The 18,063-nt window shown below is 71.3% G+C and carries 17 protein-coding genes; 8 read left to right on the forward strand and 9 right to left on the reverse strand.

The features are described from left to right. The first annotated feature begins 16 nt into the window (after window positions 1-16). Window positions 17-589, forward strand: a complete 573-nt coding sequence (locus KUM49_RS06495; RefSeq protein ID WP_217235732.1) for a TetR/AcrR family transcriptional regulator — start codon at window positions 17-19, stop codon at window positions 587-589. A 47-nt stretch (window positions 590-636) separates the two neighbouring features. Here KUM49_RS06495 and KUM49_RS06500 read toward each other — a convergent pair whose 3' ends face one another. The 8 genes from KUM49_RS06500 to KUM49_RS06535 form a co-directional block, all read right to left on the reverse strand. After that, window positions 637-1,881 (reverse strand): TerD family protein, encoded by a 1,245-nt coding sequence (locus KUM49_RS06500; protein WP_217235872.1) that lies wholly within the window; start codon window positions 1,879-1,881, stop codon window positions 637-639. Between the two features lie 131 nt (window positions 1,882-2,012). Further along, the gene (locus KUM49_RS06505; protein ID WP_217235733.1) at window positions 2,013-4,283 is read right to left on the reverse strand and encodes an N-acetylmuramoyl-L-alanine amidase; all 2,271 of its coding nucleotides are present in this window, start codon (window positions 4,281-4,283) and stop codon (window positions 2,013-2,015) included. Window positions 4,284-4,424: 141 nt separating this feature from the next. Further along, window positions 4,425-5,414: a zinc-dependent alcohol dehydrogenase family protein gene (locus KUM49_RS06510; protein WP_217235734.1), complete on the reverse strand. Its 990-nt coding sequence runs from the start codon at window positions 5,412-5,414 to the stop codon at window positions 4,425-4,427. Next, window positions 5,411-6,265 carry a carbohydrate ABC transporter permease gene (locus KUM49_RS06515; protein ID WP_217235735.1) on the reverse strand — a complete coding sequence of 285 codons (855 nt, stop codon included), beginning with the start codon at window positions 6,263-6,265 and terminating at the stop codon, window positions 5,411-5,413. The genes KUM49_RS06510 and KUM49_RS06515 overlap by 4 nt, the downstream gene beginning before the upstream one ends. Further along, window positions 6,262-7,200, reverse strand: a complete 939-nt coding sequence (locus KUM49_RS06520) for a carbohydrate ABC transporter permease (protein ID WP_217235736.1) — start codon at window positions 7,198-7,200, stop codon at window positions 6,262-6,264. The genes KUM49_RS06515 and KUM49_RS06520 overlap by 4 nt, the downstream gene beginning before the upstream one ends. Beyond that, a complete protein-coding gene (locus tag KUM49_RS06525; protein ID WP_217235737.1) occupies window positions 7,197-8,576 on the reverse strand; it encodes a sugar ABC transporter substrate-binding protein in 1,380 nt (459 codons plus the stop codon). Before KUM49_RS06525 ends, KUM49_RS06520 begins: the two co-directional genes overlap by 4 nt. Window positions 8,577-8,655: 79 nt before the next feature. After that, window positions 8,656-9,426 (reverse strand): DeoR/GlpR family DNA-binding transcription regulator, encoded by a 771-nt coding sequence (locus KUM49_RS06530; RefSeq protein WP_217235738.1) that lies wholly within the window; start codon window positions 9,424-9,426, stop codon window positions 8,656-8,658. 266 nt (window positions 9,427-9,692) lie between these two features. Further along, on the reverse strand, window positions 9,693-10,517 hold the full coding sequence (locus KUM49_RS06535) for an NAD(P)-dependent oxidoreductase (RefSeq protein ID WP_217235739.1): 825 nt from the start codon (window positions 10,515-10,517) through the stop codon (window positions 9,693-9,695). Window positions 10,518-10,758: 241 nt separating this feature from the next. Between KUM49_RS06535 and KUM49_RS06540 the strand changes: the two genes are divergently transcribed. Next, window positions 10,759-11,700: a 5-dehydro-4-deoxyglucarate dehydratase gene (locus KUM49_RS06540; RefSeq protein ID WP_217235740.1), complete on the forward strand. Its 942-nt coding sequence runs from the start codon at window positions 10,759-10,761 to the stop codon at window positions 11,698-11,700. Further along, a complete protein-coding gene (locus KUM49_RS06545; RefSeq protein ID WP_217235741.1) occupies window positions 11,697-12,860 on the forward strand; it encodes a hypothetical protein in 1,164 nt (387 codons plus the stop codon). Before KUM49_RS06540 ends, KUM49_RS06545 begins: the two co-directional genes overlap by 4 nt. Here KUM49_RS06545 and KUM49_RS06550 read toward each other — a convergent pair. Continuing rightward, window positions 12,797-13,030, reverse strand: coding sequence for a hypothetical protein (locus KUM49_RS06550; protein WP_217235742.1), 234 nt, complete (start codon window positions 13,028-13,030; stop codon window positions 12,797-12,799). The two genes, KUM49_RS06545 and KUM49_RS06550, sit on opposite strands and share 64 nt — an antisense overlap. A 171-nt stretch (window positions 13,031-13,201) precedes the next feature. On the opposite strand from KUM49_RS06550, the gene KUM49_RS06555 reads away from it, so the two are divergent. The 5 genes from KUM49_RS06555 (at window position 13,202) to araD (ending at window position 18,055) form a co-directional block, all read left to right on the forward strand. Beyond that, window positions 13,202-13,795 carry a TIGR03086 family metal-binding protein gene (locus tag KUM49_RS06555; RefSeq protein WP_217235743.1) on the forward strand — a complete coding sequence of 198 codons (594 nt, stop codon included), beginning with the start codon at window positions 13,202-13,204 and terminating at the stop codon, window positions 13,793-13,795. 48 nt (window positions 13,796-13,843) lie between these two features. Further along, window positions 13,844-14,602, forward strand: coding sequence for an MBL fold metallo-hydrolase (locus tag KUM49_RS06560; protein ID WP_217235744.1), 759 nt, complete (start codon window positions 13,844-13,846; stop codon window positions 14,600-14,602). 146 nt (window positions 14,603-14,748) lie between these two features. Then, complete coding sequence (locus KUM49_RS06565) at window positions 14,749-15,417, forward strand: GntR family transcriptional regulator (protein WP_217235745.1); 669 nt, start codon at window positions 14,749-14,751, stop codon at window positions 15,415-15,417. Beyond that, window positions 15,414-16,322: a dihydrodipicolinate synthase family protein gene (locus KUM49_RS06570; RefSeq protein WP_217235746.1), complete on the forward strand. Its 909-nt coding sequence runs from the start codon at window positions 15,414-15,416 to the stop codon at window positions 16,320-16,322. The genes KUM49_RS06565 and KUM49_RS06570 overlap by 4 nt, the downstream gene beginning before the upstream one ends. After that, entirely contained in the window at window positions 16,319-18,055 is a 1,737-nt protein-coding gene (araD, locus tag KUM49_RS06575; RefSeq protein WP_374200135.1) for an L-arabinonate dehydratase, read from the forward strand. The genes KUM49_RS06570 and araD overlap by 4 nt, the downstream gene beginning before the upstream one ends. Window positions 18,056-18,063 lie beyond the last annotated feature (8 nt).

The raw sequence follows: 18,063 nt of genomic DNA on the forward strand, positions 1-18,063 counted from the left end.
TACGAGGAGGTGCTGGATGACGCAGGTCAGGCCCATGCGCGCGGATGCCCGTCGCAACTACGAGCGGTTGCTCGAGGTGGCCGCCGAGGCCTTCGCCGAGCACGGGGAAGGCGCGTCCCTCGACGACATCGCCAAGCGGGCGGGGGTCGGATCCGGCACGCTGTACCGGCACTTCCCGACCCGGCAGGCGCTGCTGGAGGCGGCCTACGTCGACCGGATCGAGGCGATCGCCGTGCGCGCGGACGAGATCGCCGGGCAGCTGCCGCCGGGCGAGGCGCTGGTGGAGTGGCTGAACGAGCTCGGTACCGGAATGCTCCAGGTCCGCGGGCTGAAGGCGCTGCTCGGCTCGGCCGTCACCGACGGGAGCGCGACCGCGGCCACCCTGTGCGCCGACACGATGAGGTCGGCGGTGACGCGGCTGGTGGAGGCGGCGCAGCGGGAGGGCACCCTGCGGCCGGACGTCGAGCCGATCGAGGTGCTGCGGCTCGCGCACGGGGTGGCCACGGCGTCGGAGCTGGCGGACGGCGAGGGCAGGGCGATCCGGCGGTACCTGGCGCTGCTGACCGAGGGACTGCGGCCGGGGACGTGAGGCGCGGGCGCCCCGAAGAGGGGGCGCCCCCGAAGCCGGACCGGAAACTACAGCGACTGTGCGCCCGGCTTCACCATGTTGCGGACCGTGCGGGCCTTCACGAAGTCACCCATCGCCGTCATCTCCCACTCGCCGGAGAACTGCTTGATCAGCTTGGCCATCAGCACGCCGGTCTGCGCTTCGGCGCCGGTGAGGTCGAAGCGGACGAGTTCCTCGCCGCTCGCGGCGTCCAGGAGGCGGCAGTACGCCTTGGCGACCTCGGTGAACTTCTGGCCGGAGAAGGAGTTGACGGTGAAGACCAGGCCCGTGACCTCCTGCGGGAGGCGGCCGAGGTCGACGACGATCACCTCGTCGTCACCGCCGCCCTCGCCGGTGAGGTTGTCGCCGGAGTGCTTGATCGCGCCGCCCACGATGGACAGCTTGCCGAAGTAGCAGCTGTCGATGTGGTTGCGCTGCGGGCCGTAGGCGATGACCGAGGCGTCCAGGTCGATGTCCTTGCCGCGGAACGCCGGCTCCCAGCCGAGGCCCATCTTGACCTGGGACAGCAGCGGCCGGCCGCCCTTGACCAGGGACACGGTCTGGTTCTTCTGGAGGCTGACCCGGCCCTTGTCGAGGTTGATCTTCCCGGCGCCGGGAGCGGCGGCGGGCGGGGCCGGGGGAGCGGCCGGCGGCGGGGGCGTGGTGACGCGCGGGTCCACGGGCGGGGCCGAGGCCGCCACCGACCTCTGCATGTTCGGCGGCGCGGCGGCCGGCCTCTGCATGTTCGGCGGCGGGGCGACCGGCTGGGCCGGCGCGGCGGGCTCCTCGACCGAGACGCCGAAGTCGGTGGCGATGCCGGCCAGGCCGTTGGCGTAGCCCTGGCCGACCGCGCGGGCCTTCCAGACGCCGTTGCGCAGGTAGACCTCGACGATGACCAGGGCGGTCTCGGTGCCGAGCTGCGGGGGCGTGAACGTGGCCAGGACGCTGTTGTCGTCACCGTTGCGGATCGTGGCCGTGGGTTCGATGCCCTGGAAGGTCTGGCCGACCGCGTCCGGGCTGGCGGTGACCACGATCTTCTCGATGCCCGGGGGGACGGCGCTGGTGTCGACGACGATCGCGTCGGGGGCCGTACCGCCGCCGGAGCGGTAGGTCACGCCGGGGCCCGTGGGCTGGTTGTAGAAGATGAAGTCGTCGTCGGAGCGCACCTTGCCGTCGGCGGTGAGCAGCAGGCCCGATACGTCGAGCCGCACCGGAGCGGCGACGTCCACCGTCACGCGGGCGGCGGACAGAGGGATGTTCGAGCCGGGGGTCATAGCTGTCATGCCCCCTTGAACGAGCGAGGGTGTTTTACCGTTCCCTTACCCGAGGCCAATCGGGTCGGGTGCCCGTCACCCGGGGGCCCGGCCTGGCGAAGAGGCCTGCCCCCGGGTGACGGTCCAGGCACCTACTTGAGGTACACGATGCCGTCCGTGGTGACCGCCGGGCGTCCCGAGGTGCCGACGACCACGATCTTGACGGTGTGCTTGGCGCTGCCGGCCCAGCTCTTGGTCCAGATCGCGTCGCGGTACTTCGTCGTCGCCGACTTCAGGTCGACGGTCGCCGTCTTGACGCCGTCGACGTAGACGTTCGCCTGGCCGGAGGTGGTGGCCCGGGACACCGTCCAGGCGACCGAGCGGCCGGTGAAGGTCCAGGTCAGCGAGGCGTTCTTCGAGGAGCTGGAGAGCGACTTGCCGCCCAGGTAGCTGGTGGAGGACTTGCTCGTCCACGTGCCCGACTTGACGGCCGAGGTCTCCTGGAGGATGACCGGCGTGCCGGAGACGGACGCCGTGGCCGTGTTGCCCGCCTGGTCGGAGGCGGTCATGGACCACGCGGTCGCCACGCCGGACTTGGCCGTGTGGTTCGCGGTGGTCACCGTCGGGCCGTAGGTCGCGGCGGTCGGCGCGGTCAGCCTGACCTGCTTCAGCGCGGCGCTGTCGGTGGCCTTCCAGCTCAGCTTGAGCGGAACGGCCGTGGTGTTCACCGTGCCGGCGCGCAGGGCGAGGTTCGGCTTGGTGGTGAACGAGGGGGCGGTCGTCTCCGCGACGACCGTGGCGGCCGTGGACGTGACGGTCTTGCCCGACTGGTGGGTGGCGCGCACCTGCACCTTGTGGGAGCCCACCGTCAGGGTGGCCTTCGCGGAGGTGGCGCTGCCCGCGGCCGTGGCCGCGGTCTTGCCGTCGACGAGCAGTTCGTACTTCGAGATCAGCGCCGGCGGGGTGGTGGCCGCCCAGCCCACGGTGACGCCGGCCTTGGTGTAGTACGTCGTGCCCGAGACACCGCCGCTGACGGACTTGACCGTCAGGCCGCTGACCGGTCCGGCGGCCCAGCCGCGGAGGGTGGGCAGCTTGGCGTAGAGCGAGTCGCCGGGGCACTGGGTGTTGTAGCCGTCACGGTGACCGTGGATGGTCGGGAAGCTCAGCTGGGCGCCCTGTGCCCAGGACTCGCGGGCGTAGTTGGTGCCGGCGGCGCCCGCGGTGAGGGTCGTGGTCGCGTTCGGGCTCACGCCGTACTGGCCGAGTTTCCAGGCGGCGATCTTGGCGACCGAGACCATGGCGGCCTGGCTCGGCGCCACGTCCGTGTAGGTGCCGAGGACCGAGATACCGGTGGTCTCGGAGTTGAAGCCGAAGGCGTGGGCGCCCATGACGGGCCGGTCGACACCGCCCTTGCGGCCCTCGTAGACGGTGCCGCACTTGTCGACGAGGAAGTTGTAGCCGACGTCTTTCCACTTCAGGCTGTTGACGTGGTACGCGTAGATGCCGCGGACGACGGCGGGGGCCTCGGCGCAGGTGTAGTCGTTGCTCTCGGCGGTGTGGTGGACCACCACCGCCTTGATCTTCCCGCCCGGCAGATAGCCGGGTTCCTCGGGGCTGATCGACTCGTCCGCGCCCCAGCCGGCCCGCGAGGTGATCGCGGGGCGGGGTGCGGTGGACGGCGGGGCCGTGGGCGCCGTGGCGGTCGGGCTCGCGGACGTGGACGTCGTCGCGGTCGGCGTCGGGGTGGTGCTCGTCGGCGCCGACGTCGTGGGAGCCGCCGTCGTCGGGGTCGGCGAAGCGGGGGGCTCGGTGGTCGCGGTCGCGCTCGCCGTGGTGTCCGAGGGAGCGGGCTCGCTCGGGTCGGCCGTCGCCGTCGCCGTCGCGGTGTCGGTCGGGTCGGCCGCGAAGGCCGCCGGTTCCATCCCGCCCTTGGCGGTCCCGCCCGAGTCGATCATGTCCAGCCGTAGCCCGGCCGGGAGCCGGTCGGAGGTACGTCCGTCCGCGGTGACCCGTACTTCCACGCCGTCGGAGGGCCCCACCCACGCCGGTTCGGTCCCGCCGCGCCGGGCCGCGTTCTCGCCCTGCCCGCTGTCGCCGTCCAGCCGCAGCCACGGGGACCACTGTCCGCCGTCCGTGGCCCGGGTACGCGCCTCGATGGTGCCCGTGACCCGGACCGAGGGGTCGGACCAGGTGATGCCGAGCATGCTGAACGGCTTGGTGTCCTGCTGCTTCAGCGCCGCGCGGGTGCCGCGCTCGGCCGTCGGCAGCGCGACCGTACGGGACTTGGTGGTGACCGGGCCCGGCTTGCCGTCGCCTGCCGTGCTGTCGGGGGACCCGCCGGGGTCTAGCTGGAGGACGAGTGCGGCGGAGAGTCCGGCGACGGCCGTGGCGGCCGCACCCCAGAGGTATCGAGGTCTACCCATAGCGGTCTTGTGCCGTCCTTCGTGGAGTTGTGGGGTGAACGAGGTCGGTGGGGCAGGCCGCACCCAAAGAGAAAGGGGCGCCGGGAGACAGACTCCCGACGCCCCTGAAGGGTTGTGCGGCCTTGGCCGCACATCTGTTCCCTACGGCACCACCACGATCTTCCGGCCCACTCCCGCCGCGAACTGCTCCAGCGCCTGCGGGTACTGCTCCAGCGGGATGCGGTCGCTGATGAACACCTCCGGGTCGAGCACGCCGTTCGCGAACAGCTCGGCCGCCCGCTCGAAGCTGTGCAGTACGGCCATCGACCCGGTGATGGTGATCTCCTGGTTGTAGATGCGGTACGGGTCGATCGTCACCCGGGTCGCGTAGTCGGCGACGCCGAACTGCAGGAACGTGCCGGCCTTGGCCACCCGCTCCAGTCCGTCCTGGATCGCCGCCGCGTTGCCCGTCGCGTCGACCACGACGTCCCAGCCCTGCGGCCGCTCCAACTCGTCCGCGTTCGCCGCCGACCCGGACACGCCGAGCCGTCGCGCCGTCTCCAGCCGCGCCGGGTTCAGGTCCACCACGTCCACGCTCGCGGCCCCGGTGCGCTTGGCCAGCTCCAGCATCATCAGGCCCATGGTTCCGGAGCCGTAGATCAGGACGTGGGCGCCGAGGCGGGATCGCAGGACGTCGTAGCCGCGCACCGCGCACGACAGCGGCTCCACCAGCGCCGCGTCCTGCGTGCGGACGTGCTCGGGCAGCTTCACGCAGTTCGCGACCGGTGCCACGGCGTACCGGGCCGCGCCGCCCGCCGTGGTGACGCCGATCGCCGCCCACCGTTCGCAGAGGTTGTTGTGGCCCGTACGGCAGTACCGGCATTCGTAGCAGTACAGCGAGGGGTCCACTGCGACCCGGTCACCCACCGACACCTCCGTGACCTGAGTGCCGACCCCGACCACCTCGCCCGCGAACTCGTGCCCGGGCACGATCGGCAGCTTCGGCGCGAACTCGCCCTGCAGGATGTGCAGATCGGTCCCGCACAGCCCGCACGCGGCGACCTCGACGACGACCTCGCGCGGTCCGGGCGTCGGGTCCGGGACCTCGGCGACGACGGCACGGCCCACGGACTCGATGACGGCGGCCTTCATTTGACGGCTCCCAGGGACAGGCCCTGGACCAGCTTGTCCTGGGCGGCGAACCCCGCGGCGAGCACCGGCAGGGAGATCACGAGCGACGCGGCGCACACCTTCGCCAGGAACAGGCCCTGGCTGGTGATGAAGCCGGTCAGGAAGACGGGGGCGGTCTCGGCGACCACGCCGGTCAGCACACGGGCGAACAGCAGCTCGTTCCAGCTGAAGATGAAGCAGATCAGGGCCGTCGCCGCGATGCCGGGCAGTGCGATCGGGGCCACCACGCGCGCGAGGATCGTCGGCAGGCGGGCCCCGTCCACCCGCGCCGCCTCGATGATCGCCACCGGGACCTCGGCCAGGAAGGACTGCATCATCCAGACCGCGATCGGCAGGTTCATGGAGGTGTAGAGGATGACGAGCAGCCAGATGTTGTCGAGCATCCCGGTGTTCTTGGCGAAGAGGTAGATCGGCAGCAGGCCCGCCACCACCGGCAGCATCTTCGTCGACAGGAAGAAGAACAGGACGTCCGTCCACTTCTTCACCGGGCGGATCGACAGCGCGTACGCCGCCGGGAGGGCCAGCAGCAGGACGAACAGGGTCGACGCGACCGACGCCACCACCGAGTTGACCAGCGCCGGCCACGGGCTCGCGCCGCCGCCCGTGCCGAAGAACTCGCGGTAGCCGTCCAGGGTCAGGGCGGCGGTGAAGGACGGCGGGTTGGTGGCCGCGTCCTGCTCGGAGTGGAAGGAGGTCAGCGCCATCCACGCGACGGGCAGGAAGAAGACGATGCCGGCCAGCCAGGCCACCAGGCCCAGGCCGGCGCCCTTGCGGCGGACTCGTACGGTCGTGGTCGTGGTCGTGGCACTCATGCGCGCGACACCTCCTCGCGGAACAGCGACGACACCACGCGCAGCGCGAAGGTCGCGATGATGATCGAGCCGATGACCACCAGGACGCCGGCGGCCGAGGCGAGGCCGTTCTCGTGGGCCTGGTAGAAGCTCTGATAGACGGTGTAGGGGAGGTTGGCGGTGCCCAGGCCGCCGGACGTGATCGTGAAGACAGCGTCGAAGTTCTGGACGATGTAGATCGAGCCCAGCAGGGCGCCGAGTTCGAGATAGCGGCGCAGGTGCGGGAGGGTCAGGTGGCGGAAGATCTGCCAGTCGCCGGCGCCGTCCACCCGGGCCGCTTCCATCTGCTGCTGGTCGCGGCTCTGCAGGCCCGCCAGCAGGATCAGCATCATGAACGGCGTCCACTGCCAGACCAGGGAGGCCTCGACCGCGAGCAGCGGGGTGCCCGAGATCCAGTCGGGCTGTGGGCCGCCCACATAGTGCAGCAACCCGTTGAACAGGCCGTACTCGGGGTTGTAGAGCACATGCTTCCAGAGCAGGGCCGCCGCCACGGGTACCACCAGGAAGGGCGCGATCAGCAGGGTGCGGACCAGGCCCCGGCCCCGGAACTTCCGGTCCAGGAGCAGGGCCAGGGCGAGGCCCAGGATCAGGCTGGCCAGCACCACCGCGACCGTCAGCAGGACCGTGGTCCACACCGACCGGCGCAGGTCGGCGTCGCTCAGCACCTGTTGGTAGTTGTCGAAGCCGGTGAACTCCCGGGCGTCGGGATAGAGGGAGTTCCAGTCGAAGAAGGAGATCACCACCGTGGCCACGAAAGGGAGTTGGGTCACGGCGATCATGAAGATCAGGGCCGGGAGCAGGGGGGCCCGGGTGGCCCAGGCGCGCAGGCGGCCGGAGGGCTGCCGCACGGTGGGCAGGGCAGTGGTGGCTGTCGGAGCCGTGGTCGTCGCGGTCATCGTCCCTCGTACTCCTCGGAGATCCGCTCGGCGATCTGCTGGGACTTCTTCAGGGCCGACTCGACGGACTGGCGTCCGGCGATGGCCGCGCTGATCTCCTGGGAGACCCTGGTGCCGAGGTCGGTGAACTCGGGGATGCCGACGAACTGGATGCCGGGCGCGGGGCGCGGCTGTACGCCGGGGTCGTTGGGGCGGGCGCCCTCGATGGCCTCCTTGGTCATCTCCTGGAAGGCGGCGGCTTCTTTGACGTAGGCGGGGTTCGTGTACGTCGACGCGCGCTTGCCGGCGGGCACGTTGGACCAGCCGATCTCGTCGCCGACCAGCTGCTCGTACTCCTTGCTCGACGCCCAGGACACGAACTTCCAGGCCTTGTCGGGGTTGCGGGAGGCGTCCTGGATGCCCCAGGCCCAGGTGTAGAGCCAGCCGGCGGACTCCGTCCGCTCGACGGGGGCGGGGGCGTAGCCGAGCCTGCCCTTGACCGGGGAGTTCGACGCCTCCAGAGAACCGGCCGCGGAGGTGGCGTCGTACCACATGGCGACCTTGCCCTGGGTCATGTTGTTCAGGCACTCGGCGAAGCCGGACTGGGCGGCGCCGGACTCGCCGTGCTCGCGGACCAGGCCGACGTAGAACTTCACCGCCTTCTCGAACTCGGGGGAGTCCAGCCGCGCCTTCCAGTCCTTGTCGAACCAGGTGCCGCCGAAGGTGTTCACGACGGTCGTCAGGGGTGCCATCACCTCGCCCCAGCCGGGCAGTCCGCGCAGGCAGATGCCGTTCATGCCGGGCTCGGCCCCGTCCACCTTCGCCGCGAGGTCGGCGACCTGGGTCCAGGTGGGGTGCGCGGGCATCGTCAGGCCCTCCTTCTCGAAGACGTCCTTGCGGTACATCAGGAAGGACGACTCGCCGTAGAAGGGCTGGCCGTAGAGCTTGCCGTCGTCGCCGGTCAGGGACTGGCGCATCGGCTTGAGCACGTCCTGCTCGTCGTACGCCGGGTCCTTGGCGACGTAGGAGTTCATCTCGTGCAGCCAGCCGTTGCGGGCGTAGATCGGTATCTCGTAGTTGGACAGGGTGGCTACGTCGTACTGGCCGGCCTGGTTCGCGAAGTCCTGGCTGATCTTGTCGCGGACGTCGTTCTCGGGGAGGACGGTGAAGTTGACCTTGATGCCGGTTTCCTTGGTGAAGTGCGCGGCGGTGAGTTTCTGCAGCTCCACCATCTGTGGGTTGTTGACCATCAGTACGTTGACGGTGTTGGAGTTGCCGCCGGAACCGGACCCGCCCGCCCCGACCCAACAGCCGGAGAGCAGCGGGGCGAGCAGCGTCCCTGCGGCGGCCGTGGCGAGCGTGGCTCGCGTGGGCCGTCGTCGGCTCTGGGTTCGCATGGATCGCTCCTGGACGTATCGGGAGACAAAGGGCGTGCCTGGGTGTGGAAGCGCCCTGGAGAAGTGGTGAGTCGGTTTCTCAGACGCGGATGACCTGTGGTCCCAGCAGCGAGTAGCGATGGGCCTCGGCCGTCGGCAGCAGCGTGCTCGTCACGATCGTCTCCAGTACGCCGATCTCGGCGAACCGGCAGAAGCTGACCGCCCCGAACTTGCTGTGCACGCCGGCGAACACCGTGCGGCGCGCCGCCCGGATCGCCTGCGCCTTGACCTCGCTGACCGCGGGGTCGGGTGTGGTCAGGCCGTGCTCGCGGGAGATGCCGTTGGCGCCGATGTAGGCGAGGTCGACGACGAAGCCGGCCAGCATCTTCGTCGTCCAGTGGTCCACGGTGGCGAGGGTGCCGGAGCGGACCCGGCCGCCCAGCAGCAGGACCGAGATCCCGTCGGATTCGGCCAGTGCGCCCGCGACCGGCAGGGACGCGGTGACCACGGTCAGCGGGCGGTCCCTGGGCAGTGCCTCGGCGATGAGCTGCGGGGTGAAGCCCTCGTCGACGAAGACCGTCTCGGCGTCCCCGAGCAGCTCGGCCGCGGCGGCCGCGATCCGGCGCTTCTCGGGAACGTGGCTGGTGGCGCGGAACGCGAGCGTCGTCTCGAAACCGGCGCTCTCCACGGGATAGGCGCCGCCGTGGGTGCGGCGGACCAGACCGTGGTCCTCCAGGGCGCGCAGATCCCGTCGTACGGTCTCCTTGGCCACGCCCAGCTCGGCGGCGAGCGCGGTGACGTCGACCGAGCCGGTGGCGCGCGCGGCTCGCACGATCTCCCGCTGACGCTCTTCTGCCGTCCTGATGTTCATGGCCGACACCTGCCTCCGTGCTGCCGCCTTGCCCGTTCGGGCCCCTGTTCGGCCCATGAGGGAAGTTCTACAGCCGGTGCGCGGCACTGACCAGGTCTGTTGCGGGCCCGATACTGCCCGGGTGTGCCCGTTCGCCGCGGGGCGCGCCCGCCTCGGACCTGCGCGGCCGGGCGCCGGCGCGTGAGATCGGGCAGCACGGGTGCCCGAACGCGGCGGCGGGCGGGCCCGTTCGGTGCCCGCCCGCCGCCGCGTGCTGCCTGCAAGTACTAGTACGGCCAGATCGGCGGATCGCTCACGAAGTGGCCGCCCAGGTAGGCGTGCGCCACGTTCTCCGGGTCCAGCTCGCCGTGCTCGGCGATCAGCTTCTCGGCGTACGGCTCGGAGTCGTCCTGCGGTTCGTAGCCGAGGCTCCGCGCCGTGGTCAGGTCCCACCACAGCCGCGTGTTGGCGGAGGAGCCGTAGACGACGGTGTGCCCGACGCCCTCGGCGGTCAGGGCCGCGTGGAAGAGGCGGGCACCGTCGGCGGGGCTCATCCACACCGAGAGCATGCGCACACTGGTCGGCTCGGGGAAGCAGGAGCCGATGCGCACGGAGACGGTCTCGATGCCGTGCTTGTCCCAGTAGAACTGCGCGAGGTCCTCGCCGAAGGCCTTGGACAGGCCGTAGAAGGTGTCCGGGCGGTGCGGGGTGTCGATGGGGATGAGGGCGTCCGGATCAACCGGAGTGTCGCCCTGGGGGCGGGGGGTGAAGCCGACCGCGTGGTTGGAGGAGGCGAAGACGATCCGCCGGATGCCCTCCTCGCGGGCGGCCTCGTACAGGTTGTACGTGCCCACGATGTTCGCGTCGAGGATCTTCTCGAAGGGGGCTTCCAGGGAGATCCCCGCGAGGTGGATGATCGCGTCGACGCCCCGCACGGCCTCGCGCACCGCGTCCTTGTCGGCGAGGTCCGCGGCGATCGCGTCCGGCTCGCCGTCGATGGGGCGCAGGTCGAGCAGACGCAGCTCATGGCCGAAGGCCGGGAGCAGGTTCTGCATCAGGGACCCGAGTCCACCGGCTGCGCCGGTGAGCAGAACGGTGCGGGGAGCGGGCATCCTCGGGTCTCCTTGGGTCCGCCGCCTGTATCAGGTGGGCGCATGTGTGGACAGTATTCACATTCGTGGACACGCTAGGGATCCGTGACGCGTCTCGTCAAGTATGGCGGGGAGCTGGGCAATCCGCTTCTGTGACGCGGGTTTGCGCGCTTGACCGGCCACGAAGGGGCTCTTTAGGGTGGAGACGTTCATAAATATAGATGTGAATCATAAACGTGAGCGCCTGTTCTAGGGAGAGCCCGTGACGTCTGCCCCCCTCGCCGCCCGGCTCGGCATCCCCAGCGGGCCCCTGTTCTTCCCGGTCACCGCCTACGGCCCCGACGGCTCCCTCGACCTCGACGTCTACCGCGCGCACGTGCGTCAAGGGGTGGAGGCCGGGGCCGCCGCCGTCTTCGCGTGCTGCGGCACCGGGGAGTTCCACGCGCTGGTGCCCGAGGAGTTCGAGGCGTGCGTGCGGGCGGCGGTGCAGGAGACGGCGGGCCGGGTGCCGGTCGTCGCGGGCGCCGGATACGGCACCGCACTCGCCGTACGGTACGCACGGCTCGCCGAGGCAGCCGGGGCCGACGGCCTGCTCGCCATGCCGCCGTACCTCGTGGTCGCCGGGCAGGAGGGACTGCTGCGGCACTACCGGGACGTGGCCGCCGCGACCGCGCGGCCGATGATCGTCTACCAGCGCGACAACGCCGTGTTCACCCCCGAGACCGTCGTCGAACTGGCCCGCACGGACGGGATCATCGGCTTCAAGGACGGACTCGGCGACCTGGACCTGATGCAGCGGATCGTCAGCGCCGTACGCACCGAGGTCCCCGGCGACTTCCTCTACTTCAACGGACTGCCCACCGCCGAGCAGACCCAGCTCGCCTACCGCGGCCTCGGCATCACCCTCTACTCCTCCGCCGTCTTCTGCTTCGCGCCCGAGATCGCCCTCGCCTTCCACGAGGCCCACCGGACCGGCGACGACACCACCGCCCACCGCCTCCTCGACGGCTTCTACAAGCCCTTCGTCGAACTGCGCGCCCAGGGCCGCGGCTACGCCGTCGCCCTCGTCAAGGCCGGCGTACGGCTGCGCGGGCTCGACGTGGGACAGGTGCGGCCCCCGCTGCACGAGCCGAGAGAGGATCATGTCAAGCAGCTCGCTCAGGTGATCGAGCGCGGGTACGCGATCCTGGAGGAGAACAAGTGAAGGTGTCGACGTTCGTCTACCCCTGGGACGTCAACGGCGACCCGGAGGCGCCGGGACGCATCGCCGCGCTCGGCGTCCACCAGGTGACCCTCGCGGCCGCCTACCACTCCACCCGCGCCCTGACCCCCCGCCACCCGCGCCACCGCATCGTCACCGCCGAGCACGCGGCCGTCCTCTATCCCACGGACGGCCGTTGGCGGGGGCGGGAGCTGCGCCCGTACGCCGCCGGGGACTGGGCTCCCGGGGACGCGTTCGGCGAGGCTGCCGGTGCGCTCGCGGAGGCCGGTCTGGAGGTGCACACCTGGGTGGTCCTCGCGCACAACTCCCGTCTGGGCGCCGAACACCCCGACACCTCGGTCGTCAACGCCTACGGCGACCGCTACCCGTGGGCCCCCTGCATCGCACAGTCCGCCACGCGTGCGTACCTCGTCGACCTCGCCGCCGAGGCAGCCGTACGCCCGGGCGCGGCCGGCACCGAGCTGGAGTCCCTCGGCTGGTACGGCCTCCAGCACCTGCACGCCCACGACAAGACCGGCGGGGTCGGCCTCGGGGACGCCGGCCTGTACCTGATGGCGTTGTGCTTCTGCCCGGCCTGCCGGGAGGGGTACGGCCGACAGGGCCAGGACGCCGACGAGCTGGCGGCCGCCGTACGGGCCGCGCTGGAGCCGGTGTGGCAGGGCGCGCCCGACGACGGCGACTGGGCCGGAGTCGAGAAGCTCCTCGGGGAGGAGAAGGCGGCCGCCACGCGCGCGTGGCGCGACGAGAGTGCCCGCACGCTCCAGGAGGCCGCCGTCGCCGCGGTCCGCGCGGCCGCTCCCGAGGGCTTCCAGGTGCTGCTGCACGCCGACCCCGTGACCCACCACGTCGGAGCCAACCCGGGCGTCGACCCCGCGCACATCCTGTCCGTGGCGGACGGCGTGGTCGTCCCGTGCGCGGGCGGTCCCGGCCTGCTGAAGCCCTTCGCGGAACAGGGGCGCGAAGACGCCGTCATCGCCGCCAACCTCGGCGTGGTCTCGGGCATGGGCGGCAGCCCGGGCACGGTGAAGGAAGACGCCGTGCGGGCCCAGGAGCTGGGAGCAACCGAACTGCGGCTGTATCACGCCGGGTTGGCGTCGGACGACGACCTGGCGGCGGTCCGCAAGGGGCTCAGCGAGCTCTGAGCCGGGCCGGAGGCGGGTGTGAGGGCGACCGACCCGGCGCCCCGGACGGCGCCGAGGACGCCGGCGCCCGCGGGGGAGTGGCCGACGACGTCTGCCGCCGTCAGTCGGATCAGCCGGCCGAACCGGGCCCGCACGCACGCGTGCAGCAGGGCTGCACCCACGAAGGTCACCGCGCCCAGGAGAGCGACGGCCGGACCGCCGTGCGCCAGGTGGCCGGGCGCCCTCGGTTCGCAGTGCCGGGCCTGTCCGTACGGCAGATGTCGAGGCCGACGTGCGATGAGTTTTCGGGATGAGGACGGTCCCCCCTTCGAGGAGAGTCCGCATCCCGGAGGAGCACGCACATGACCGACCCGACGACCTTCGACCTCGGACCGCAGACCCGGATCATCGCGCGCCTCGCGGAGGGCGTGAGCGACGAGCAGCTCACGGCCCCGACGCCCTGCCCAAAGATGGCGCTGCGCAACCTGCTGGGGCATCTGATCGGCCTGTCCGTCGCCTTCCGTGACGCCGGCCGCAAGGACCTGGGCGTCACGACCGACACCAGCCCGGACACGGCCGTACCCGACATCGCCCCCGGCTGGCGCGAGGAGCTGCCGAAGAACCTCGACGAGCTCGCCGACGCCTGGCGCGACCCGGCCGCCTGGACCGGCATGACCCGCGCGGGCGGCGTGGATCTGCCGGGCGCGGTCGCCGCCGCGGTCGCGGTCGACGAGCTGGTCATCCACGGCTGGGACCTGGCCCGCGCCACCGGGCAGCCGTACGCCCCGGACCCCACCGCCCTGCAGGCGTCGTACGACTTCCTCCTCGCCTCCGCCGACGACCCCGGCCGCGGCGAGATCTTCGGCCCGATCGTCCCGGTCCCCGCCAAGGCCTCGCTGCTCGACCGGGCGGTGGGGCTGAGCGGACGCGACCCGGGGTGGACGCCGAGGCCGTAGTCGTAGTCGGCGGGCGTGCGGCCCGGGGCGGCGAACTACGCTTCCCACATGCCCCTCGCGCTCACCCTCACCGTCCTCGGCACCGCCTCCCCGCACCCGCAGCCGGACCGGCCCTGCTCCGGCTATCTGGTGCGTGGTGGCGGTGCCGAGGTGTGGGTGGACGCCGGGCCCGGGACCTTCGCGGAGTTGCAGCGGCACACCGATCCCGCGCGGCTCAGCGCCATCTGGATCTCCCATCTGCACGCCGATCACCACGCCGATCTGCTCTCCGCCGTCTACGGGCTCGCCTACGGCGGGCTCACCCCGGCCGCCCCCATCCCGGTCTACGCCCCGGCCGGCTGCGCCGAGCGCCTCGCCGGGTTCTTCGGGCGGCCGGACGCCGGGTCCCTGAGCGGCATCCTCGACTTCCGGACCCTGCACGACGGCCACACCACGCGGCACGGCGAACTGGTCCTCACCGCGCACGCCGTCACGCACGACGTCGAGGCCTATGGCCTGCGCGCCGCAACCGGCGGACGCACCCTCGCCTACTCCGGTGACAGCGGGCCCTGTGCCGCGCTCACCGAACTCGCCCTGAACGCCGACCTGTTCCTCTGCGAGGCCGACATCGACGCGCATCGCGAAGGCGAACAGGTGCATCTGACCCCCGAGGACGTCGGCGACACCGCCCGTGCGGCCGGCGTGGGGCAGCTGCTCGTGACGCATGTCGGGCCCACGCTCACCCCCGAGGCGGCGACCGCCCGTGCCGCCTCGGTCTTCGGCGGGCCGACCGCCGCCGCCCGGATTGGGGAGACCCGCTCCGTCTGACGCCGTCTTTGCCGCAACCTGACCTTCCTTTGTCAGAAGCATTGACGAAACACGCGCGCCCTCCCTACCTTCAACGCGTCGTACTTCGTACGTCATATATGAGACGCGATACGTGAGATCCGATACGCGATATCCGAGAGGCGCGCATGACCTCTGTGCCCACGCCGATCCCCTCCCGCACGCAGTACGTGCTGGAAGGGATCAAACACCGCATCCTCACCGGGCAGTTGACCCCGGGGCAGGCTCTGGTCGAGACCGAGCTCGCCGCACAGTTCGGGGTGTCCAAGACCCCGGTGCGCGAGGCCCTCAAGACCCTGGCCGGCACCGGGCTCGTCGTGATGAACCAGTACAAGGGCGTCACGGTGCGCATGGTGGACGCGGACATGGCGCGCGAGGTCTACGACGTCCGGCTGCTCCTGGAGCCCGAGGCGCTGAAGCGCGCCGTGCAGCGTGGGGCGTCCCTCGACGCCGCCCGCTCCGCGCTGACCAGGGCCGACGAGGCCACCGACACCGCCGAACGCTCCCTGGCCAACCGGGAGTTCCACCGCGCCCTCTATCTGCCCTGCGGCAATCCGCTGCTCGGCCGGATGCTCGACGAGGTGCGCGACCAGGCGGCCCTCGTCTCCGCCGTCGCCTGGGCGGCCTCGCCGTCCTGGGAGCGGGAGGCCGGCGAGCACCGGGAGATCCTGCGGCTCGCCCTCGCCGGTGACGCCGACGGAGCCGCCCGCGCCCTTCACTCGCACATCGGGTCGTTCGTGCAGCGGGCCTTTCCGCATGCGGAGTCCGAGGCCCAGGGAGAGGACGGTCAGGCATGACAACGACGTTCGAGACCCAGCGGACGGCCCTGGCCGACGTGGTGGCGATCCCGGTGACCCCGTTCGCCGAGGACGGCCGCCTCGACCAGGACACCCACCGGGCCCTGCTGCGTCGTCTGCTCGACGGAGGAGTCAGGACCCTCACCCCCAACGGCAACACCGGGGAGTTCTACGCCCTCACCCCCCGGGAGCGGCAGCTCGTCACCGAGTGGACCATCGACGAGGCCGGCGACCGTGCCGTGATCCTCGTCGGGGTCGGACACGACGTGCCGACCGCCATCGCCTCCGCACGGCACGCCCGTGAGCAGGGCGCCCAGATGGTCATGGTCCACCAGCCCGTCCACCCCTACGTCTCGCAGAGCGGCTGGGTCGACTACCACCGCGCGATCGCCGAGGCGGTGCCCGAGCTGGGCGTCGTCCCGTACATCCGCAACGCCCAACTGCACGGCGTCCGCCTCGCCGAACTCGCCGACGCCTGCCCGAACGTCATCGGCGTGAAGTACGCGGTCCCGGACGCGGCCAGATTCGCGGCGTTCGCCCGCGACGCCGGCCTCGACCGTTTCGTGTGGGTCGCAGGCCTCGCCGAGCCGTACGCCCCCTCGTACTTCTCCGCGGGCGCCACCGGCTTCACCTCCGGACTGGTGAACGTCGCCCCGTCCGTCTCGCTGAACATGATCGAAGCGCTGCGGTCCGGCGACTTCCCGGGCGCGATGAAGGTCTGGGAGCAGATCCGCCGGTTCGAGGAACTGCGCGCCGCGAACGGCTCCGCCAACAACGTCACCGTCGTCAAGGAAGCTCTCGCCTCCCTCGGTCTGTGCCGCCGCGAGGTCCGGCCGCCGAGCAGGCACCTGCCCGAGGACGAGCGGGCGGAAGTCGCCGCGATAGCCGCCGGGTGGTCGATGTGAACGGGCCGGTCAGAAAGCGCCCCGAGGACCTCAGAAGCCACCAGTGGTACGGCACCGACGGCCTGCGCTCCTTCAGCCACCGCGCGCGTACCCGGCAGCTCGGCTACCTGCCCGAGGAGCACCTGGGCAAGCCGGTCATCGCGATCCTCAACACCTGGTCCGACATCAACCCCTGCCACGTCCATCTGCGGGACCGCGCGCAGGCCGTGAAGCGGGGGGTGTGGCAGGCCGGAGGTTTCCCGCTCGAGTTCCCGGTCTCCACGCTCAGCGAGACCTTCCAGAAGCCGACCCCGATGCTCTACCGCAACATGCTGGCGATGGAGACCGAGGAGCTGCTGCGGTCCTACCCGGTCGACGGGGCCGTCCTCATGGGCGGCTGCGACAAGTCCACGCCCGCGCTCCTCATGGGTGCCGCGACCGTCGACCTGCCCGCCGTCTTCGTGCCGGCCGGGCCCATGCTGCCGGGCCACTGGCGCAACGAGATCCTCGGCTCCGGCACCGACATGTGGAAGTACTGGGACGACAAGCGGGCCGGCCTCATCGGCGACTGCGAGATGACCGAACTGGAGTCCGGGCTCGCCCGCTCTCCCGGTCACTGCATGACGATGGGGACGGCGTCCACGCTGACCGCCGCCGCCGAGGCCCTCGGCGTCACGGTCCCGGGCGCCTCCAGCATCCCGGCCGTCGATTCCGGGCACGACCGGATGGCCGCCGCCGCGGGCCTCAGGATCGTCGAACTGGTCCACAAGGACCGCAGGCTGAGCGAGATCCTCACCCGTGACGCCTTCGAGGACGCGGTCACCACCGTGCTCGGCCTCGGCGGCTCCACCAACGCGGTGATCCACCTGATCGCCATGGCGGGCCGGGCCGGAGTCAAGCTCACCCTGGACGACTTCGACCGCATCGCCCGCACGGTCCCGGTGCTCGCCAACGTACGGCCCGGCGGACAGACCTACCTGATGGAGGACTTCCACTTCGCCGGCGGTCTGCCCGGTTTCCTCTCCCGGATCCCGGACCTGCTCCACCTGGAGCGGCCGACCGTCTCGTACGACACCCTGCGCGAGCAGATCGCCGGTGCGCAGGTGCACAACGACGACGTCATCCGGCTCCGGGACAACCCGGTCGCGAACGAGGGCGGGGTCGCCGTCCTGCGCGGCAACCTCTGCCCGGACGGCGCGGTCATCAAGCACATCTCCGCCGAGCCGCACCTGCTCAAGCACACCGGTCCCGCGGTCGTCTTCGACGACTACCGGACCATGCAGCGGACCATCAACGACCCGTCGCTGAACATCACCGCCGAGAGCGTGCTGGTGCTGCGCAACGCCGGGCCCAAGGGCGGACCGGGCATGCCCGAGTACGGCATGCTGCCCATCCCCGACCACCTGCTCAAGCAGGGGGTGCGGGACATGGTCCGGATCTCCGACGCCCGGATGAGCGGCACGAGTTACGGCGCGTGCGTCCTGCACGTGGCACCCGAGTCGTACATCGGCGGACCGCTGGCCCTCGTCCGGACCGGCGACAGCATCACCCTCGACGTCGACGCCCGCGCCCTCCATCTGGACGTGGACGACGAGGAGCTGGAGCGCCGCCGGGCCGAGTGGACACCGCCGCCGGTGCGCTACGAGCGCGGCTACGGCGCGCTCTACAACGAACAGATCACCCAGGCCGACACGGGCTGCGACTTCGAGTTCCTGGCCCGCCCCGGCAAGGTGCAGGACCCGTACGCGGGCTGAACCGCCCT

This window comes from Streptomyces sp. AC555_RSS877 (assembly GCF_019049245.1).
In the GTDB taxonomy this organism is placed as follows: Bacteria; Actinomycetota; Actinomycetes; order Streptomycetales; family Streptomycetaceae; genus Streptomyces.

Excerpts from the sequence above, each read along its gene's own strand:
- KUM49_RS06495 (WP_217235732.1), top strand. The coding sequence starts at position 17 with ATGACGCAGGTCAGGCCCATGCGCGCGGATGCCCGTCGCAACTACGAG.
- KUM49_RS06500 (WP_217235872.1), bottom strand. The coding sequence starts at position 1,881 with ATGACCCCCGGCTCGAACATCCCTCTGTCCGCCGCCCGCGTGACGGTG.
- KUM49_RS06505 (WP_217235733.1), bottom strand. The coding sequence starts at position 4,283 with ATGGGTAGACCTCGATACCTCTGGGGTGCGGCCGCCACGGCCGTCGCC.
- KUM49_RS06510 (WP_217235734.1), bottom strand. The coding sequence starts at position 5,414 with ATGAAGGCCGCCGTCATCGAGTCCGTGGGCCGTGCCGTCGTCGCCGAG.
- KUM49_RS06515 (WP_217235735.1), bottom strand. The coding sequence starts at position 6,265 with ATGAGTGCCACGACCACGACCACGACCGTACGAGTCCGCCGCAAGGGC.
- KUM49_RS06520 (WP_217235736.1), bottom strand. The coding sequence starts at position 7,200 with ATGACCGCGACGACCACGGCTCCGACAGCCACCACTGCCCTGCCCACC.
- KUM49_RS06525 (WP_217235737.1), bottom strand. The coding sequence starts at position 8,576 with ATGCGAACCCAGAGCCGACGACGGCCCACGCGAGCCACGCTCGCCACG.
- KUM49_RS06530 (WP_217235738.1), bottom strand. The coding sequence starts at position 9,426 with ATGAACATCAGGACGGCAGAAGAGCGTCAGCGGGAGATCGTGCGAGCC.
- KUM49_RS06535 (WP_217235739.1), bottom strand. The coding sequence starts at position 10,517 with ATGCCCGCTCCCCGCACCGTTCTGCTCACCGGCGCAGCCGGTGGACTC.
- KUM49_RS06555 (WP_217235743.1), top strand. The coding sequence starts at position 13,202 with ATGACCGACCCGACGACCTTCGACCTCGGACCGCAGACCCGGATCATC.
- KUM49_RS06560 (WP_217235744.1), top strand. The coding sequence starts at position 13,844 with ATGCCCCTCGCGCTCACCCTCACCGTCCTCGGCACCGCCTCCCCGCAC.
- KUM49_RS06565 (WP_217235745.1), top strand. The coding sequence starts at position 14,749 with ATGACCTCTGTGCCCACGCCGATCCCCTCCCGCACGCAGTACGTGCTG.
- KUM49_RS06570 (WP_217235746.1), top strand. The coding sequence starts at position 15,414 with ATGACAACGACGTTCGAGACCCAGCGGACGGCCCTGGCCGACGTGGTG.